Genomic DNA, 17,457 nt, shown 5'->3' with positions numbered 1-17,457 from the left:
AGGCGAACGGCGCGAAGGCGCGGAGTCTAGCGCTGCTTGGCACCTGGCGTATCGATGGCCTCACACTGCCTTTGCCGGCACGCCGGCTTCTACAGTTCGTCGCTGCGGATCAGGTGCTTGAAGTGATGCCGCCACAGGTCAATACCCAGGCCGCCGCTGCGGTCCAGGGATGAGCCCACCGTCAGGTCGGTAAGCAGGGTCGGCTGCAATCCGGCATCGAACAGGGCAAAGCCGGCGGCCAGCACGCAGGTGTCGGTCTGGATGCCGCACACCAGCACGCGTTCGGGACAGAGGCTTTTCAGGTAGTCGAGTAGCTCTGCCGTTGGCCCATAGCCGTGCTTGATGAAAACCTTATCGGCGGCCACCAGGCTCTGGTCGTCCGCCGCCGGTTGCCAGCCCAGTTGCCGGGCGAAGGGCGTGCGGCTTTCATCATGGCGTTCCACCGTGGCCACCGAGGGCATCTGTCCCAGCAGTGCGTTGATGCCTTCCACCAGCCATGGCGGTGGGTTGAAACAGGGTTGCACATCAATGATCAGCAGCACCTGATGCATGCCGTTTCTCCTTGGGGCTCGGGTGAAAAGCTCGTCAGTGTGCCGCCAGTTAACGCGTCAGGCGAGCGTCGCTGGCTGGCGCAGGCCAATGCAGTTGCCCCAGGGGTCCTGCACCTGGCAGATCCATTCACCACCTTCGATGGCCAGGGGGCCGCGATACAGGTGCCCGCCCAGGGCCACCAGGCGCTGCACCTCGGCGGACAGGTCGCTGACCTGCCAATACACCACTGTGCCCGCCGGGCCCTGGCCCACCTTGGCGTCGCTGGGGACGATTTCCAGAGACAGGCCATCGAGCTGCAAATGGCCGAAATCATCCGGCTCGTGCAGCACCCGGCGGGCCTGGGGAAAGGCCTGGGCGTACCACAGGGTCGCAGCGCGCCAGTCGGCGGCGTGGATCATCACGGCGATGATCGGAGAGTCGGGCATGGGGCCAATTCCGTTTCTGGCGGGCACAAAGGGCTGAGCGCTTCGGTCAGCACCGGAGCCGGGCTCAGGGTGTCAGAGCGTTCAGTTCGGTTGCTGCCGCCGCAGCCCGCGCAGCAGCAGCTCAAGCCCCTGCAGCGACTCATCGAGGCGGGCCTCAGGCTGCTCGGCGGCGGCAATCCACAGCGCTGCCTCCACCAGGCTGCCGTTGATCAATCGCGCCAGGGCCTGGGGCGACGCCGGTTCGATCACCTGCTCCTGGATCAGCCGGCTCAGCAGGGCGCCAAGGGTGTCGATGCACTGATCCTCGCCGGCCTGGGTGACGTCCCCCAGCACCGCCCGTGCGTCCTGCAGGACGATGCGTTGGATTTCCGGCTCCAGCGCCATCTCCAGATAGGCCTGGCAACGCTGGCAGAAAGCCTCCCAGGGATCGGCAACCTCGCGGGAGATGGCCTCCAGGCGTTGATCCATTTCCCCGTCGATCTGCTCCACCACCGCCGCCAACAGGCCCTGCTTGTCACCGAAGTGGTGATACAACGCGCCGCGGGTCAGGCCGGCCTCGGCGGTCAGGTCGTCCATGGACGTCTTGGCATAGCCCAGGCGGGCAAAGGCCTGGCGCGCGCTGGCAATCAGCCTGGCGCGGGTGGCTTCGATCATCTCGGCGCGAGGGCGGCTGCTCATGATCACAGTTCTCCAACAAAGGGTGGGTTGACATACGCGGCGTATGTTTACATGATTTTTGACATACGCGGCGTATGTATTTCTACTGCGCGAGCACTTTGTGGCAAGTTGCAGCCCCCCAAGGAGTCGTTGTAAATGGCAAACCCCTATCGCGAACTGTTCAAGGCCCCCGGCAGCCGGGCGTTCGTCCTGGCCGGAATGATCGCGCGCATGCCGATCTCCATGACCGGCATCGGCCTGATCACCATGCTCGCGCAGCTCCATGGCGGTTATGCCCTGGCCGGTTCCGTGGCGGCCACCTTCGCCTTGGCCACGGCCTTCTGCGCGCCCCAGGTGTCACGCTGGGTGGACCGCTTCGGCCAGGGCAGGGTGCTGCCCCTGGCCGCGGGCCTTGGAGGTGGCGCCTTGCTGGCCCTGCTGCTGTGCACGCGTTTGCAGGCCCCGCACTGGACACTGTTCATCTGCGCCGCCCTGGCCGGTTGCATGCCCAGCATGTCGGCCATGGTCCGCGCCCGCTGGACCGAGCTGTACCGTGGCCAACCGCAGTTGCAGACCGCCTACGCCCTGGAATCGGTGCTCGATGAGGTCTGCTTTATCATCGGTCCCCCGGTGTCGGTGGGCCTGTGCGTGGGGCTGTTCCCCGAGGCCGGGCCCCTGGCCGCGCTGTTGATGCTGGCCCTGGGGGTCAGTGTGTTCGTCATGCAGAAAAGCACCGAGCCGCCGGTGCACCCCCACGAGGAGGGGCATACAGGCTCGATCATTCGCTCCGCTGAAATCCGCCTGCTGATCCTGTTGATGGTGGCCATGGGCACCATAGTCGGCGTGGTGGATGTGGTCAGCGTGGCCTTCGCCCAGCACCAGGGGCAGCCGGCGGCGGCGAGTGTCGTGCTCTCGGTGTACGCCATCGGCTCGTGCCTGGCGGGCATTGCCTTCGGCGCGCTGAAACTGGCCACGCCCTTGCCCCGGCTGTTCATGTACGGCGGTATCGCCACGGCCCTGGCCACCTTGCCGCTGCTCTGGGCGAGCAACATCTTTGGCCTGTCCCTGGCGGTGTTCGTCGCCGGGCTGTTTTTCTCCCCGACCCTGATCGTCGCCATGGCCCTGGTGGAACGCATCGTGCCCCCGGCCAAGCTCACCGAGGGCCTGACCTGGCTGGTCACCGGCCTGAGCATTGGCGTGGCCCTGGGGGCGGCGGGGTCCGGGCTCCTGGTGGACCATTTCGGCGCCCGCAGCGGCTTCTGGCTGGCCCTGGGCGGCGGCGCGGTGGTGCTGGGGGCGGCGTTGCAAAGTTATCGACGCCTGATGCGCGATGCCCCTGAGCTGGATGCCACCTGAGTCCGACGTCAGCTGAATCCGACGTCGCCTCAAAACCACCAGCAAGCGTGCGGCCTGAGTGGGCGCCTCCTGCTGGCGTGCGCCTGAGCGTGGTCGGTGCGTTCATCCGGCCAGGCGAAGTGGGTGTTTCCCGACCATACTTTCCCCACGTTGCCTGACCTGTGCGTCGCGGCCGCGTTTTTTCTGGCCGGGAATTGCACATGAATTATTTCAGCATACGAGCACGGCTCATTGTTCTTATCGTTCTGATGCTGGTGGGCAGCCTGGCGATAGGGGTTTCGGGTCTGCTAGGGGTAGAGGGGGTTCTGGGGCGGCTCAACAGCGTCTATCTGGATCGTGTAGTGCCCTTGCGGGACTTGAAGCAGGTGGCTGATCTGTACGCGGTGAATATCGTGGACAGCAGTCACAAGGCTCGCAATGGCAGCTTGTCATTCAAGGAAGCTCTGCAGCGGGTGGAGGAGGCCGAGCAGCAGATCGCGGACATCTGGAAGGCCTACAAGGCCACGTTGCTGATCGATGAAGAGGTGCGCCTGATCGAGCGCATCGAGCCCTTGATGGCCCAGGCCAAGCAGCCATTGCACAAGCTCAAGACCTTGCTCGGCAGCGAAGACAAGGCCGGCTTGGCGCTGTTCACCGCCCAGGAACTGTATCCGGTGATTGATCCGCTGTCAGAGGACTTCAATCAACTGATTGCCGTGCAACTGCAAGAGTCGTCTCGCAGTTACGAACAAGGCAAGCGGGTCTACGAGAACAATGTGCTGTTCACCTGGGGACTGCTGCTGATTCTCCTGTGTGGCGGTGGCGGCTTTGCGTGGTTGCTCAGCCGCAGCATTACCCAGCGCTTGGACGGCCTGCAAAAGACGGTGGCCCGCACCGCCTCGGGGGATTTGCGTGAGCCGGTGAAGGTCGCCGGTCGCGACGAGATCAGTCAGGTCCAGCTGTCGCTGCAGAGCATGCAGAACACCTTGCGCGATACCTTGCAGGCGATTCAGGCCACCGCTACGCAATTGCACAAGCAAGCCCAGGGGCTGCGTGTGACCGCGACCAGCAACAAACAGGGCATCAGCCAGCAGAACCAGGAAATCGAGCTGGCCGCTAAAGCGGTCAACCAGATGTCCCTGGCGGTGGATCAGGTCGCTCGCAACGCCAACCTGACCTTCGACTCCACCCGTGATGCGCAGCGCGAGGCCCGTTCAGGGCGTGAACAGGTGGGGCAGACCTGCCTCACCATCGAACAGCTGGGACAGCGGCTGCAGACGACGTCGGGCACCATCACGCGGCTGGCCGATGAAGTGTTGTCCATCAGCCGAGTGCTGGAAGTGATTCGCGCCATTGCCGAGCAGATCAACCTGCTGGCCCTCAATGCGGCCATCGAGGCCGCCCGGGCAGGCGAGCAGGGGCGTGGGTTTGCCGTCGTCGCCGACGAAGTCCGAGCGCTGGCGCAACGCACCCAGAGCTCCACTGCGGAAATCGAAGGCATGATCACCTCCGTTCAGGCCACCAGCCGTGAGGCGGTGCAGGCGATGGTCGCGAACAATGAGTACGTCGAACGCAGCAACGCGAAGGCCTTGGAGGCTGACGGGGTGCTGGCGCAGATTGCCGAGCGCATCGTTCAGATCAACGAAATGAACCAGGCGATTGCCAGCACCGCAGAGCAACAGGCGCTGGTTTCCCGGGAAGTCGATCAGAATCTGCTGGCGATTCGCGACGTGGCGGCACACAACGTCGACAGCGCGGCACAGACTTCCAGCGTCAGCGACCACTTGGCGAGCCTGGCGGGAGACCTGCATGGCCAGGTCCAGCGCTTCCAGCTATGAGCACCTTGGGCCGGCTCGCCACGCTTACGCTGCGGCGCAGACAACCGGTTAGCGCCGGCCCATGGGTTGCCGTCCGCTTGCCGGGGGCGAGCGCGCCCTAATTTGTCCGCCTTGCACTGCGTTTCCTTAACAGATCATCTGTCGAGGGATAAACCGTGACCCAATTGAACCTGCTGTGCCTGCCGTATTCCGGCGCCAGCGCCATGGTCTACAGCCGCTGGCGGCGCAAGCTGCCCCAGTGGCTGCACCTGACGCCCGTGGAACTGCCCGGGCGCGGCGCCCGTTACACCGAGCCCCTGCACACCGACATGCGGGTGCTGGCGATGCAGCTTGCCCGGGAAATCCAGAGCACGTTGCGCGCGCCCTATGCCCTGTTCGGCCACAGCCTGGGGGCCTTGCTGGCCTGTGAGCTGGCCCACGCCCTGCGCGCCCTGGGGTGTCCGGAACCGGTGGCGCTGTTCGCTTCCGGGACAGCGGCACCGACCTTGCGCAGCGAATACGACCGAGGGTTTGCCGAGGCCAAGACTGACCAACAGCTGATCGAGCAGCTGCGCACCCTCAATGGCACCAGCGAAGAGGTGCTGGCCAACCAGGAACTGATGAGCCTGACCTTGCCGATCCTGCGGGCCGACTTCCTGTTGTGCGGGCGTTTTCGTCCGCTGCAGCGCCCGTTGCTCAATTGCCCAGTGCATGTGCTGGGGGGCACGACCGACCGCGCCACCACCGAACAACTGATTGGCTGGAGCCAGGAAACCTGCGGCAGCTTCTCCGTGGACATGCTCGCGGGCGGGCACTTCTTCATCCACGAACAGGAAACCAAGGTGCTGAGCCTGATCAAGGGCCACCTGGAAGTGCACCGCCGGCGCCACCTGCAACCGGTAGCCGCGCTTTCCTAGCGGCTACAGGCATGCTTCCTGTAGCCGCTGCCGCAGGCTGCGCACGGCCCGCAGGGACGCAAAAAACCTGAGGGCTCCAAAGGTTCGACTGGCGATCGCCAAGCAAGGCCCTTCGGGCCTTTGCGCAGCTTCGCGGGCTCGGCAGCGGCTATAGGGAATAGGGGGCGGTTGGTGGGCTCAACCCAGGGACATACCCAGGCGCCAGTAACCCATCAGGGTCAGGTTGCGCCGCTCCTGGCCGCGCTCGTTGATCAGGTGGCGGCGGATGCTCATCACCGTCGCCGACTCGCCGGCTACCCAGGCATAGAAATGGTTGTCTGCCGGCGCTGCGGTGTCCCAAAGCCGTTGCGCGTCGTGGCGCTCGGAGACCTTGAGCGGCCGTCGGCCGCTATTGGCCGGTGGCAGCTCGGCCAGCTCCCGGGCGGCATGGATCAGGGTTTCACCGTGTTGGGCATTGAGTACGTCCCGAGGCAGCCAGTTGACCCGGGTCTGCGGATTGCAGCGCAGGTCGATGCAGTCGCTTTCGTAGGGCACCTCGATGAACACCTGCACGTCCGGGTAATCCGGGTAATCCTGCAACTCCTCCAGAATCCCGGCGATGGCGGGCAGGGCGGTTTCATCGCCCATCAGCAGCACCTTGCGAATCCCCGCCGGCGGCAGCCACTCATAACCGCCGGGGTCGCCGCTGTAGGCCTTGTTCGGCACCACCATCTGCAGGCGGTCGCCGGGCCGGGCGTGGGTGGCCCAGGCGGAGGCCGGCCCGTTGACCCCGTGCAGCACGAAATCCACATCCATCTCTGCCGGCTGCATGCGCAAGGCACGAATGGTGTAAGTGCGCATCGGTGGCTGCTGCTCGGCCGGCAACTGGCGCCGGGCCGCTTGCCAGTCGCCGTCCGCTGGCAATTGCGCAGGCGTGCCGTCGGCCCCAGGAAACAGCAGCTTGATGCGCTGGTCCGGGGCCAGGCTGCGGGCCTGGGCGATGTCCTCGCCGCCGAACACCAGGCGGGTCATGGAGGGGCTGAGGTCGATGCGTTGCTTGAGTTCGACGTTGATCAGCCGGTAGCTCCGGGGTTGTTGGGCGCCGGCACCTACCAGCTTGCGCAAGCCATTTGCCAGTGAGCTGGCCAGGGAAGTGGCTGAGGACATGATCGCGACCTTATTAAGGGGAAGGTCCTGATTTGACGAGCCGCAAGCGCTGGAATTTACCGTGCAAGCCCTGATCTGCCTGTCGCGCAGGGGTTAATTTTTCACCAGGCCCGTCCGTTTCGTAGGGATAGCCGAGCCAACGCTCGATACCCAACATGTACGGATGAATCCAGATGAACGCTGAAAAGTCCCTGAAACTTGCACGCCGATTTATCGAGCTGCCGCTGGAGAAGCGCCGGTTGTTCCTCGATAGTCTGCGGGCGGAAAACATCGACTTTTCGTTGTTTCCAATCCCGGCCGACGTGGCCGTGGAGGACCGGCAGGATCTGTCCTACGCGCAGCGGCGCATGTGGTTCCTGTGGCAGCTGGACCCCGAGAGTGGCGCCTACAACCTGCCGGGGGCGGTGCGCCTGACGGGGGCGCTGAATCACCAGGCGCTGGAGCAGGCCTTCGCCGCCCTGGTGGCACGCCACGAGACCCTGCGCACGGTGTTCAAGCGCCACGCCGACGATCGTCTGGAGCAGGCTGCGGCAGAGGTCGAGCTGGCCGTGCAATACCTGGATCTGAGTGCAACCGACGCATCGGAACAGGAGCGGGCGGTGGCGGCACAGGCGCAGCAGCAGTCGCTGCAGCCGTTCGACCTGGCAACCGGTCCGTTGCTGCGGGTCAAGCTGATCAGGCTGGCCGCCGAGGAGCATGTGTTGCTCCTGACCTTGCACCATATCGTCTCTGACGGCTGGTCGATGAACGTGCTGATCGACGAGTTCATCCGTTGCTACGACGCCTTCGAACGGGGTGATCAGCCGCAACTGCCGGCGTTGCCAATCCAGTACAGCGACTATGCCCTGTGGCAGCGGCGCTGGCTGGAGGCGGGGGAGCAGGCACGGCAGCTGGAGTACTGGCAGGCGCAGTTGGGGAGCGAGCATCCGGTGCTGGAACTGCCCACTGACCATGGACGCCCGGCGATGCCCAGCTACCGTGGCACCCGCTATGACTTTGCCGTGGCGCCGGAGCTGGCCGAGCAGCTGCGGGCCCTGGCCAAACAGCACAACGTCACCCTGTTCATGCTGTTGCTCGGGGCCTTCAATGTGCTGCTGCACCGTTACAGCGGCCAGGGCGATATTCGCGTCGGCGTGCCCATCGCCAACCGCAACCGCGCCGAGGTCGAAGGCCTGATCGGCTTTTTCGTCAACACCCAGGTGCTGCGTACCCAGCTCACCGGCCAGACCCGGGTCAGCGAACTGCTGCAGGCCGTCAAAGAAGCGGCGCTGGGTGCCCAGGCTCATCAGGACCTGCCGTTCGAGCAACTGGTTGAAGCCTTGAAGCTGGAGCGCAACCTGAGCCACGCACCGCTGTTCCAGGTGATGTACAACCACCAGCCCCAGGTGGCGGATATCAGCACGGTACAGACGGCGTCCGGGCTGGAGCTGGGCCTGGTGCAATGGCAGAGCCGCACCACCCAGTTCGACCTGACCCTGGACACCTACGAGAAGTCCGGCAAGCTGCACGCCGCCCTGACCTACGCCGATGATCTGTTTGACGCCGGCACCATCGCGCGCATGGCGCGGCATTGGACCGCGCTGCTGCAAGGCATGCTGGAGGATGCCGAGCAGCGCATCGGCGAGTTGCCGATGCTCGATGCCCGGGAGCGCCAGACCCTGGTGCACGACTGGAACGCTACGGCGCAGGCTTACCCCACCGGGTTGAGCATGCCGCAACTGATCGAAGCTCAGGTCCGGCGTACCCCCGAGGCCTGCGCCTTGGTGTTCGGCGAGCAGCAACTGAGCTACGCCGAACTGGATGCCCGAGCCAATCGGCTGGCTCGCTTGCTGCGTGAGCAGGGTGTGGCGGCGGATGTGCTGGTGGGCATCTGCATCGAACGCTCCATCGAAATGGTCGTGGGCCTGCTGGCGATCCACAAGGCCGGTGGCGCCTACGTGCCCCTGGACCCGGAATACCCCCGGGACCGCTTGGCCTACATGATCGAGGACAGCGGCATCCGCCTCTTGCTGAGCCAGCGTTCGCTGCTGCCGCTGCTGGATTTCCAAGCCGATGCAGAGGCGCTCAAGGTCATCCTCCTGGACCAGGATCAGGACGCGCTGCTGGCTTATGACAGCGGCCCGCTGGAGACGTTGGTCGACCCGCTGAACCTGGCCTATGTGATCTACACCTCGGGTTCCACCGGCAAGCCCAAGGGGGCGGGCAACAGCCACGCGGCGCTGGTCAACCGTCTGTACTGGATGCAGCAGGCCTATGGCCTGGACGCCAGTGACGCGGTGCTGCAGAAAACCCCGTTCAGTTTCGACGTCTCGGTCTGGGAATTTTTCTGGCCGCTGATGACCGGTGCCCGGCTGGTGGTGGCGGCCCCGGGGGCTCACCGTGAGCCGGCGTGCCTGATCGACACCATCATCGACCACGGCATCAGCACCCTGCACTTTGTGCCCTCGATGCTCCAGGCCTTCATCCATGAGCAGGGCGTGTCGGCCTGCGCCAGCCTCAAACGCATCGTCTGCAGTGGCGAGGCCTTGCCCCTGGATGCCCAGCAGCAGGTCTTCGCCCGATTGCCGGGCGCTGGCCTGTACAACCTCTACGGCCCGACCGAGGCGGCAATCGACGTCACCCACTGGACCTGTGTCGACGAAGGCGCAAGCAGCGTGCCGATCGGCCAGCCGATCGCCAACCTGCGCACCCATGTTCTGGATGCCCAGTTGCAACCGGTACCGGCGGGTGTTGCCGGTGAGCTCTATCTGGGCGGCCTCGGGCTGGCTCGCTGTTATCACCGGCGCCCGGCCCTGACCGCCGAGCGCTTTGTACCTTGCCCCTTCCATCAGGGGGCGCGGCTGTATCGCACCGGCGACCGGGTGCGCCAGCGGGCCGATGGGGTGATCGAATACCTGGGCCGCCTGGACCATCAGGTCAAGCTGCGGGGCCTGCGCATCGAGCTGGGTGAAATCGAAGCCCGGCTGATGCAGCACCCGAGCGTGCGTGAGGCCGTGGTGCTGGTGCAGAACGCCAAGCACCTGGTGGCGTATCTGGTGTTGCAAGAGGGCGCCCAGGCCCAGGCCCAGGGGTTAACCGACGAACTCAAGGCCTGGCTGGCCAGCAGTCTGCCGGAGTACATGGTGCCCCATCACCTGCTGGCCCTGGATCGCTTGCCGGTGACCGCCAATGGCAAGCTCGATCGCAGGGCCTTGCCGCTGCCCGAGGCGGCGCCGCAACTGGCCTACGTGGCCCCGGAAAGCGCCATGCAGAAGGCCCTGGCGGGCATCTGGTGCGATGTGCTGGGGCTGGCCCAGGTGGGTCTTGACGATAATTTCTTTGAACTTGGCGGTGATTCGATCATCTCGATCCAGGTGGTCAGTCGCGCCCGTCAGGCCGGGGTCCGTCTGGCGCCCCGGGACCTGTTCCAGTACCAGAGCGTGCGCAGCCTGGCCCAGGTCGCGGTCCTCGACGATCAGCCGCAGATCGACCAGGGACCAGTGACCGGTGAGGTGCCGTTGACCCCGGTACAGCACTGGTTCCTGGCTCAGGAGGTGCCTCGACCGGGGCACTGGAACCAGTCGTTGCTGCTGGACCCGCGCCAGCCCTTGCAGCCAGCGCTGTTGCAGGCGGCGCTGTTGCAGGTGGTCAATCATCACGATGCCTTGCGCCTGCGCTTTGTCGGCACGCAGCAGGGTTGGCAGCAGGCCTATGCCGAGCCTGCCAGCCACTTCGACCTGTGGCAGTGCCGGGTCGAGCATGACCAGGCCCTGGCGGCAGTGTGCGACGAGGCCCAGCGCAGCCTGGACCTGCAAGCCGGCCCGCTGGTGCGCGCGGTCCTGGTGGAGCGCGAGTCGGGTCGCCAACAACTGTTGCTGGTGATCCACCACCTGGTGGTGGATGGGGTGTCCTGGCGGGTGCTGTTGGAGGACCTGCAACAGGCCTACCGGCAGTTGGCGGAGGCTCAGACGGTGCAACTGCCGCCCAAGACCAGCGCCTATCAGGCCTGGGCCCGGCGTTTGCAGGAGCATGCGCCGCAGCGCGAGACCGAAATGCCGTACTGGCTGGCGCAGCAGAGCGGAGCCGGCGACTTGCCCTGCGACAACCCGGCGGGCGGCCTGCAGAACCGTCATGGCCGCAAGATCGAGTCGCGACTGGATGTGGGATTGACCCGCAAACTGCTGCAGCAGGCTGCGAGCGCCTATCGCACCCAGGTCAACGACCTGCTGTTGACCGCCCTGGCTCGCGTACTGTGCCGCTGGACCGGGCAGGCTTCGGCCCTGATCCAGTTGGAAGGGCATGGCCGCGAGGACCTGTTCGACGATCTGGACCTGACCCGCACCCTGGGCTGGTTCACCAGCCTGTACCCGGTGCGCCTGCAGCCAGCCGAGCAAGCCGGGGCCGCGATCAAGGGGATCAAGGAGCAGTTGCGCGCGATCCCCGGCAAGGGGCTGGGCTACGGCTTGCTGCGCTACCTGGGCAGCCCGGCCCAGCGTCAGGCGCTGGCGGCATTGCCGCAGCCACGCATCACCTTCAACTACCTGGGCCAGTTCGACCGCCAGTTCGATGAGCAGGCGTTGTGGACGCCGGCCAGCCAGAGCAGCGGGCAGGCCCAGGACCCACAGGCCCCCTTGGCCAACTGGTTGACCCTGGAGGGCCAGGTCTACGGCGGCGAACTGGCGTTGCAGTGGGGCTACAGCGAGGAAATGTTCAGCGACGCCAGCATCCAGCAGCTGGCCGATGACTACCTCGCCGAGCTGCGCCTGCTGATCGAGCACTGCTGCGGGCTGGACCAGGCTCAGGCTACGCCTTCGGACTTCCCGCTGGCACGCATCTCCCAGCAACAGCTCGACGCGCTGCCGGTGCCGGCGGCCGCCATCGAGGACCTGTATCCGCTGACGCCGATGCAGCAGGGCATGCTGTTCCATACCCTCTACGAGCCCCAGGAACAGGCGTACATCAACCAGTTGCGCCTGGACATCCACGGCCTTGATCCCCAGCGTTTTGCCGATGCCTGGCAGAGTGCCCTGGATCGCCACCCGATCCTGCGCAGCAGCGTGCACTGGGAAGGGCTGGACAGCGCCCATCAGTTGGTCAGGAACCGGGTCAAGGTGCCGTTGCAGGTCTTGGCATCGGCCCCGGCGGATCTCGATCGATTGGCCGCGCAAGAGCGTTCCCGGGGGTTCGAGCTGGACCGGGCGCCCTTGCTGCGCCTGCTGCTGGTGCCCATCGTCGACAACCACTGGCACCTGATCTACACCTGCCACCACCTGCTGCTCGATGGCTGGAGCAATGCCAGCCTGCTGGCCGAAGTGATCCAGTTGTACGGCGGGGCCCGCTTGCCGGCGCCCCAAGGCCGCTATCGCGACTACCTGGGCTGGTTGCAGCAGCAGTCGGCCCCGGCTGCACAACAGTTCTGGAGCGAGCGCCTGCATGCCATGGACTCGCCGACCTTGCTCGCCGACGGAGTGCGCAGGCCGGTGTCGGGCAGCGGCCATGGGCAGTACCTGGAAGGGTTCGACCAGGCGCTGACACAGCGCCTGGGCAGCTTTGCCCGGCAGCAGAAGGTCACCCTCAACACCGTGCTGCAAGCCGCCTGGGCGCTGTTGCTCCAGCGGTACTGCGCGCAGCAGTGCGTAATCTTCGGTGCCACCGTGGCGGGGCGTTCGGCGCCGCTGCCGGGTATCGAGCAGCAGTTGGGGCTGTTCATCAACACCTTGCCGATCATTTGCCAGCCACGTTCGCAGTGCAGCGTGGGGCAATGGCTGGAGCAGATGCAGGCGCTCAATCTGGGCCTGCGCGAACACGAGCACGTGCCGCTCTACGAGATCCAGGGTTGGGCCGGGCACCAGGGCGCCCCCTTGTTCGACAGCCTGCTGGTGTTCGAGAACTTCCCCGTGGCCCAGGCCCTCAAGGAGGGGGCTCCGGCCGGGCTGCAGTTCTCCGGCCTGGCCAACCACGAGCAGACCAGCTATCCGCTGACCCTGGGCATCGAGTTGGGCGAGCACCTGAGCCTGGACTTCAGCTATGACCGCAGTCGTTTCAGTCCCGATCAGGTCCAGGGCTTCTGTGCCCAGCTGCGGCATTTGCTGCTGCAGTTCATGGCCGATCCCGACGCGGCCCTGGGGGGCTTGCAGTTGTTGAGCGAACAGGCGCGCCAGGACTTGCTGCAGCACAGCCAGCTGGCCGAGGTGGTGCCCGCCCAGGCGCCGCTGGTGCACCAGCGGATCGCGGCGCAGGCGGCGGCCACGCCCGAGGCGCTGGCGCTGGTGGTCGATGGCGAGCAACTGGACTATGGCCAGTTGAACGCCCAGGCCAACCGCCTGGCCCATTGTCTGCAAGCCCAGGGGATTGGCCCGGGGGATCGGGTCGGCCTGGCACTCAAGCGCGGCCCGCAACTGATCGTCAGCCTGCTGGCGGTGCTCAAGAGTGGCGCGGCCTATGTGCCCCTGGACCCGCAATACCCGCAAGAGCGTCTGGCGTTCATGATTGCCGACAGCCGCCTGAGCCTGCTGCTCAGCGACACCGGCACCTGGGCCGCGCCGCTGCTGCCCGACAGCGTGCTGCATTGGGATCTACCGAGCCTGGCGCAACGCTTGAGCCACTGCTCCGGCGCCGATCCGCAGAACCGCGCCAGCCCGCAAGACCTGGCCTATGTGATCTACACCTCGGGCTCCACCGGGGTCCCCAAGGGCGTGGCCATCGATCACCGGGCCTTGTCGGCGTTCTGCGAAGCGGCGGCTGATTATTCGGCGCTCACCGCTACCGACAAGGTGCTGCAATTCGCCACCTTCAGCTTCGACGGTTTCGTCGAGCAGTGTTACCCAGCCCTGTGCCTCGGCGCGGCCCTGGTGATGCGCGGCGACGAGCCCTGGGCCGTCGAGCAACTGGCGGCGGTGATCGTCAGCCAGGGCGTGACCCTGGCTGACCTGCCGGCGGCTTACTGGCACTTGCTGGCCAAGCAGTGCATGGCCGACGGTATCCGCAGCCTGGGGCGCCTGCGCCAGGTGCATGTCGGTGGCGAGGCGATGTCGGTGGAGGGCTTGCGCCTGTGGCACGCCGCTGGGCTTGGGGGTGTACGCCTGCTCAATACCTACGGCCCGACCGAGGCCACCGTGGTCTCCAGTGTCCACGACTGCCGGGAGCAGGATGCCAGCGAGGTCTACGGCATCCCGATCGGCCAGCCGATCATCGGCCGCGCCCTGCGGATCATCGACGGCGACCTCAATCTGCTGCCCGAAGGCGGCACCGGGGAGCTGTGCATCGGCTCTGCATCGAGTCTGGCCCAGGGTTATTTTGACCGGCCGGGACTGACTGCCGAACGCTTCATTCCCGACCCCTTTGCCGGTCAGCCAGGCGCCCGGCTGTATCGCAGTGGCGACCTGGCGCGTTACAACCCGCAAGGGGCGATCGAGTACATCGGCCGCATCGATCATCAGGTGAAGATCCGCGGCTTCCGCATCGAACTGGGGGAAATCGAGGCGCGCCTGTCGGCTCGGCCAGATGTGCGTGAGGCGGTGGTGCTGGCCGTGCCGGCCAACAACGGCATGCAACTGGTGGCCTATGTGGTGCCCTCTGCGTTGCCTGGGGATACCGACGACGGCCTGGGCAATGCTCAGGCACAGGCCGAGCGTTGCGCGCTGATCAAGGCCGGGCTCAAGGAAACGCTGCCGGATTACATGTTGCCCAGCCACGTGCTGCTGTTGCCGCGCCTGCCCCTCAACCCGAACGGCAAGCTGGACCGCAAGGCCCTGCCCAAGCTGGACTTGAGTGCCTTGCAACAAGCCTATGTGGCCCCGCACAGCAAACTGCAGCAGCAGGTGGCGGCGATCTGGCAGGGTGTGCTCGAAGTCGAGCGGGTCGGCCTGCAGGACAACTTCTTCGCCCTGGGCGGGCACTCGTTGCTGGCCACCCAGGTCATAAGCCGGGTGCGGCATGAGCTGGGCTTGCAGGCGGCGCTGCGAACCCTGTTCGATGCGCCCGACCTGCAGGCCTTTGTCGCCGCCCTGGGCGTCACTGAGGCTCCGGAGGCGGCCCCGGCCTTGTGTCGGGTGGATGACTCGCGGCCACAGCCGTTGTCCTTTGCCCAGCAGCGCTTGTGGTTCCTCTGGCAGTTGGAGCCGCAGAGCTCGATGTACAACATCGCCCGGGCCCTGGAGTTGCGTGGCGAACTGGACATCGAGGCAGTGCGGCAAGCCTTCGAATCGCTGATGCAGCGGCATTCGGTATTGCGTACCACCTACAGCGAGGTCGAAGGCGAGAGCTGGCAGCACGTCCATCGCCACCTGCCGCTGTCGTTCGTGTTCGATGACCTGTGCGCCTTGCCAGTGGCCGAGCGCGAGATCATGGCCCAGCAGCAGTTGCAGCAACAGGCCGCGGAGCCCTTCGACCTGATCGCCGGTCCGCCGATGCGTGTACGCCTGCTGCGGCTGGAGCCGCAACGGCACCTGCTGCTCATGACCCTGCACCACATCGTCGCCGACCACTGGTCGTTCGGCATTCTGCCGACCGAGTTCGTAAGCCTGTATCACGCCCATCGGACCGCCACGGCCAGCCCGTTGCCGGAGCCGGCCCTGCATTACGTGGACTTCGCTGTCTGGCAGCGGCAATGGCTCGAAGGCGGTGAACTGCAGCGTCAGCTCGATTACTGGCGTGATGTCCTGGGCGATGACCATCACCTCACACGCTTGCCCGCCAGTGCCACGGTGCAGCCAGGGCAGGCGCCGTCACCCTTGTGCGATCTCCACGAGTTCCATTTTTCGGCGGCTCAGAGCCAGGCGCTGCGTGCCTTTGCCAGTGCCCAGGGGGTGACCTTGTACATGCTGCTGCTGGCAGGTTTTGCCCTGGTGGTGGGGCAGCGCAGCGACAGTTCGCGGGTGCGTCTGGGGACCGATATCGCCAACCGCAATCACGCCGGCGTTGAAGATCTGGTGGGCTTCTTCGTTAACCAACTGGTATTGCAGATAAGTGTCGAGGAACAACAGTGCGTCAGCGACTTGTTGCAGGTGACACGGAGCACGGTCATCGGTGCCTCGGATCACCAGGACCTGCCTTTCGAGCGCCTGGTGGAGGCGCTGCGTGTGGTCCGGCGCGCCGGTCGTTCGCCGTTGTTCAGCATCAAGTTCATCTATCAGGAAAGCCTCGATCAGCCCTTGTCGATCGACGGCCTGGACGTGCAGCCGGTGGCTGCCGGCAGGGCCGCGGCGGAGCTGGACCTGGTGGCCGAGTTCGTCAATGCGCCACAGGGCATCTACCTCGGCCTGAAGTGCGATGCAGGGCTCTACACCGCCGCGGACATGGCGTGCTTGTTCGAGCAGTTGCAGGCGGTGTTCGAGTTGATGGTGATTGATACCCAGGCGCCGCTGGCGGCGTTGCTGAACCAGGCACGGGATATCCAATACCTGCGTGAGCGAGACCAGCTGCAACAGCGCCAGGCCCTGCTCAAGCAACAGCACCCGATTCAGCGGCGCCGTCCAGGACGGGTGCCGGTCGAGTGAAGCCATATTGAAGAATCATGCAGGCGCGTGCGATCGCCGCGCCTGATACCGCGAATCGGAGGTGGGTCATGTCGAAATTCGAGTCTCAAGCCATACCGGCATTGGGCAAGGGACGGCGCAAGAGCTTGAGCCTGGACCAATCCAGCCTGGTGACGTTTACGCCGCTGTTCGAGAACAGCTCGATTCCCCTGTTGTGTACGCCGAACGTTCCTGGCGTGGGGCTGGCGCAGTGGGCCGGGGAAAACCGCGAGCTGCTCCAGGAAAAGCTCGACCGGCACGCAACGTTGTTGTTCCGCGGCTTCGCGGTGCAGGACATCACCGAATTCAACCAGTGCGTCGATTCGATTTCCGGTGGGGCCCTGGAGTACCTGTTCCGGGCCTCGCCGCGGACCCAGATCACCAAGAAACTCAATGTCTACAGCTCCACCGACTACCCGGCCGTGGAAAAGATCTTCCCCCACAACGAGCACTCCTATTCCCCGGTGTTTCCGCTGCACCTGTATTTCTACTGCGACGTGCCGTCGACCACCGGCGGCGAGACGCCATTTGGCGACACCCGGCATTTGCTGGCGCGGATCGATCCGCAGGTGCGCGAAGAGTTCCAACACAAGCGCGTGCTCTATGTGCGCAACTATGGCGACGGCATGGGGCTGCCCTGGCAGACCGTGTTCCAGACCGACAACCGCGCCGAGGTCGAGGCCTATTGCGCGAAGATCGGCGTGACCCCTGAGTGGAAATCCGGCAACCGCCTGCGCACCCGGCAACAGGGCCCGGCCATGGTCCGGCATCCGCGTACCGGCGAGAGCGTGTGGTTCAACCATGCGACGTTCTTCAATGCCCTGACCCTGCCAGAGAGCATCCGCGACAGCCTGCTGGCGGAGTTCGCGCCCGAGGACCTACCGCAAAACACCTTCTTTGGCGATGGCAGCCCGATCCCCGATGACTACATCACCCATCTGCAACAGCTCTATCGCGAGGTGATGGTGGAGTTTCCCTGGGAGAAGGGCGACGTCGTGATGCTCGACAACATCCTCACCCTGCACGCCCGCAACGAATATTCAGGCCCGCGCAAAATACTCACAGCCATGGCCGTCCCGCTGAAAAGCACCGACGTGGCCATTGGTTAAGGACA

The 17,457-nt window shown here is 65.4% G+C and carries 9 protein-coding genes; 5 read left to right on the top strand and 4 right to left on the bottom strand.

Annotated features, from left to right (window positions below; genetic code table 11):
- Positions 1 to 89 precede the first annotated feature (89 nt).
- The 3 genes from LOY69_RS20270 to LOY69_RS20260 form a co-directional block, all read right to left on the bottom strand.
- Positions 90 to 551, bottom strand: a complete 462-nt coding sequence (locus LOY69_RS20270) for a cysteine hydrolase family protein (protein ID WP_110597163.1) — start codon at positions 549 to 551, stop codon at positions 90 to 92.
- 57 nt (positions 552 to 608) lie between these two features.
- The gene (locus LOY69_RS20265; RefSeq protein WP_265073499.1) at positions 609 to 977 is read right to left on the bottom strand and encodes a VOC family protein; all 369 of its coding nucleotides are present in this window, start codon (positions 975 to 977) and stop codon (positions 609 to 611) included.
- Positions 978 to 1,058: 81 nt separating this feature from the next.
- Positions 1,059 to 1,655, bottom strand: coding sequence for a TetR/AcrR family transcriptional regulator (locus tag LOY69_RS20260; protein WP_265073498.1), 597 nt, complete (start codon positions 1,653 to 1,655; stop codon positions 1,059 to 1,061).
- Between the two features lie 135 nt (positions 1,656 to 1,790).
- Between LOY69_RS20260 and LOY69_RS20255 the strand changes: the two genes are divergently transcribed.
- The 3 genes from LOY69_RS20255 (at position 1,791) to LOY69_RS20245 (ending at position 5,703) form a co-directional block, all read left to right on the top strand.
- Positions 1,791 to 2,990 carry an MFS transporter gene (locus LOY69_RS20255; protein WP_265073497.1) on the top strand — a complete coding sequence of 400 codons (1,200 nt, stop codon included), beginning with the start codon at positions 1,791 to 1,793 and terminating at the stop codon, positions 2,988 to 2,990.
- A 200-nt stretch (positions 2,991 to 3,190) separates the two neighbouring features.
- Positions 3,191 to 4,807, top strand: a complete 1,617-nt coding sequence (locus LOY69_RS20250; RefSeq protein ID WP_110653489.1) for a methyl-accepting chemotaxis protein — start codon at positions 3,191 to 3,193, stop codon at positions 4,805 to 4,807.
- Between the two features lie 155 nt (positions 4,808 to 4,962).
- Positions 4,963 to 5,703, top strand: coding sequence for a thioesterase II family protein (locus tag LOY69_RS20245; RefSeq protein WP_102880135.1), 741 nt, complete (start codon positions 4,963 to 4,965; stop codon positions 5,701 to 5,703).
- A 177-nt stretch (positions 5,704 to 5,880) separates the two neighbouring features.
- Here the strand turns inward: LOY69_RS20245 and LOY69_RS20240 are convergent, their stop codons facing one another.
- The gene (locus LOY69_RS20240) at positions 5,881 to 6,849 is read right to left on the bottom strand and encodes a siderophore-interacting protein (protein WP_265073496.1); all 969 of its coding nucleotides are present in this window, start codon (positions 6,847 to 6,849) and stop codon (positions 5,881 to 5,883) included.
- A gap of 173 nt (positions 6,850 to 7,022) precedes the next feature.
- On the opposite strand from LOY69_RS20240, the gene LOY69_RS20235 reads away from it, so the two are divergent.
- Both LOY69_RS20235 and LOY69_RS20230 read left to right on the top strand, forming a co-directional pair.
- Positions 7,023 to 16,325 carry a non-ribosomal peptide synthetase gene (locus tag LOY69_RS20235; protein ID WP_265073495.1) on the top strand — a complete coding sequence of 3,101 codons (9,303 nt, stop codon included), beginning with the start codon at positions 7,023 to 7,025 and terminating at the stop codon, positions 16,323 to 16,325.
- A 68-nt stretch (positions 16,326 to 16,393) separates the two neighbouring features.
- Entirely contained in the window at positions 16,394 to 17,452 is a 1,059-nt protein-coding gene (locus tag LOY69_RS20230) for a TauD/TfdA family dioxygenase (RefSeq protein ID WP_102880138.1), read from the top strand.
- Positions 17,453 to 17,457 lie beyond the last annotated feature (5 nt).

Source organism: Pseudomonas sp. B21-059, from assembly GCF_026016285.1.
Lineage (GTDB): Bacteria > Pseudomonadota > Gammaproteobacteria > Pseudomonadales > Pseudomonadaceae > Aquipseudomonas > Aquipseudomonas danubii.
This window is presented reverse-complemented; position numbering and strand designations above follow the sequence as displayed.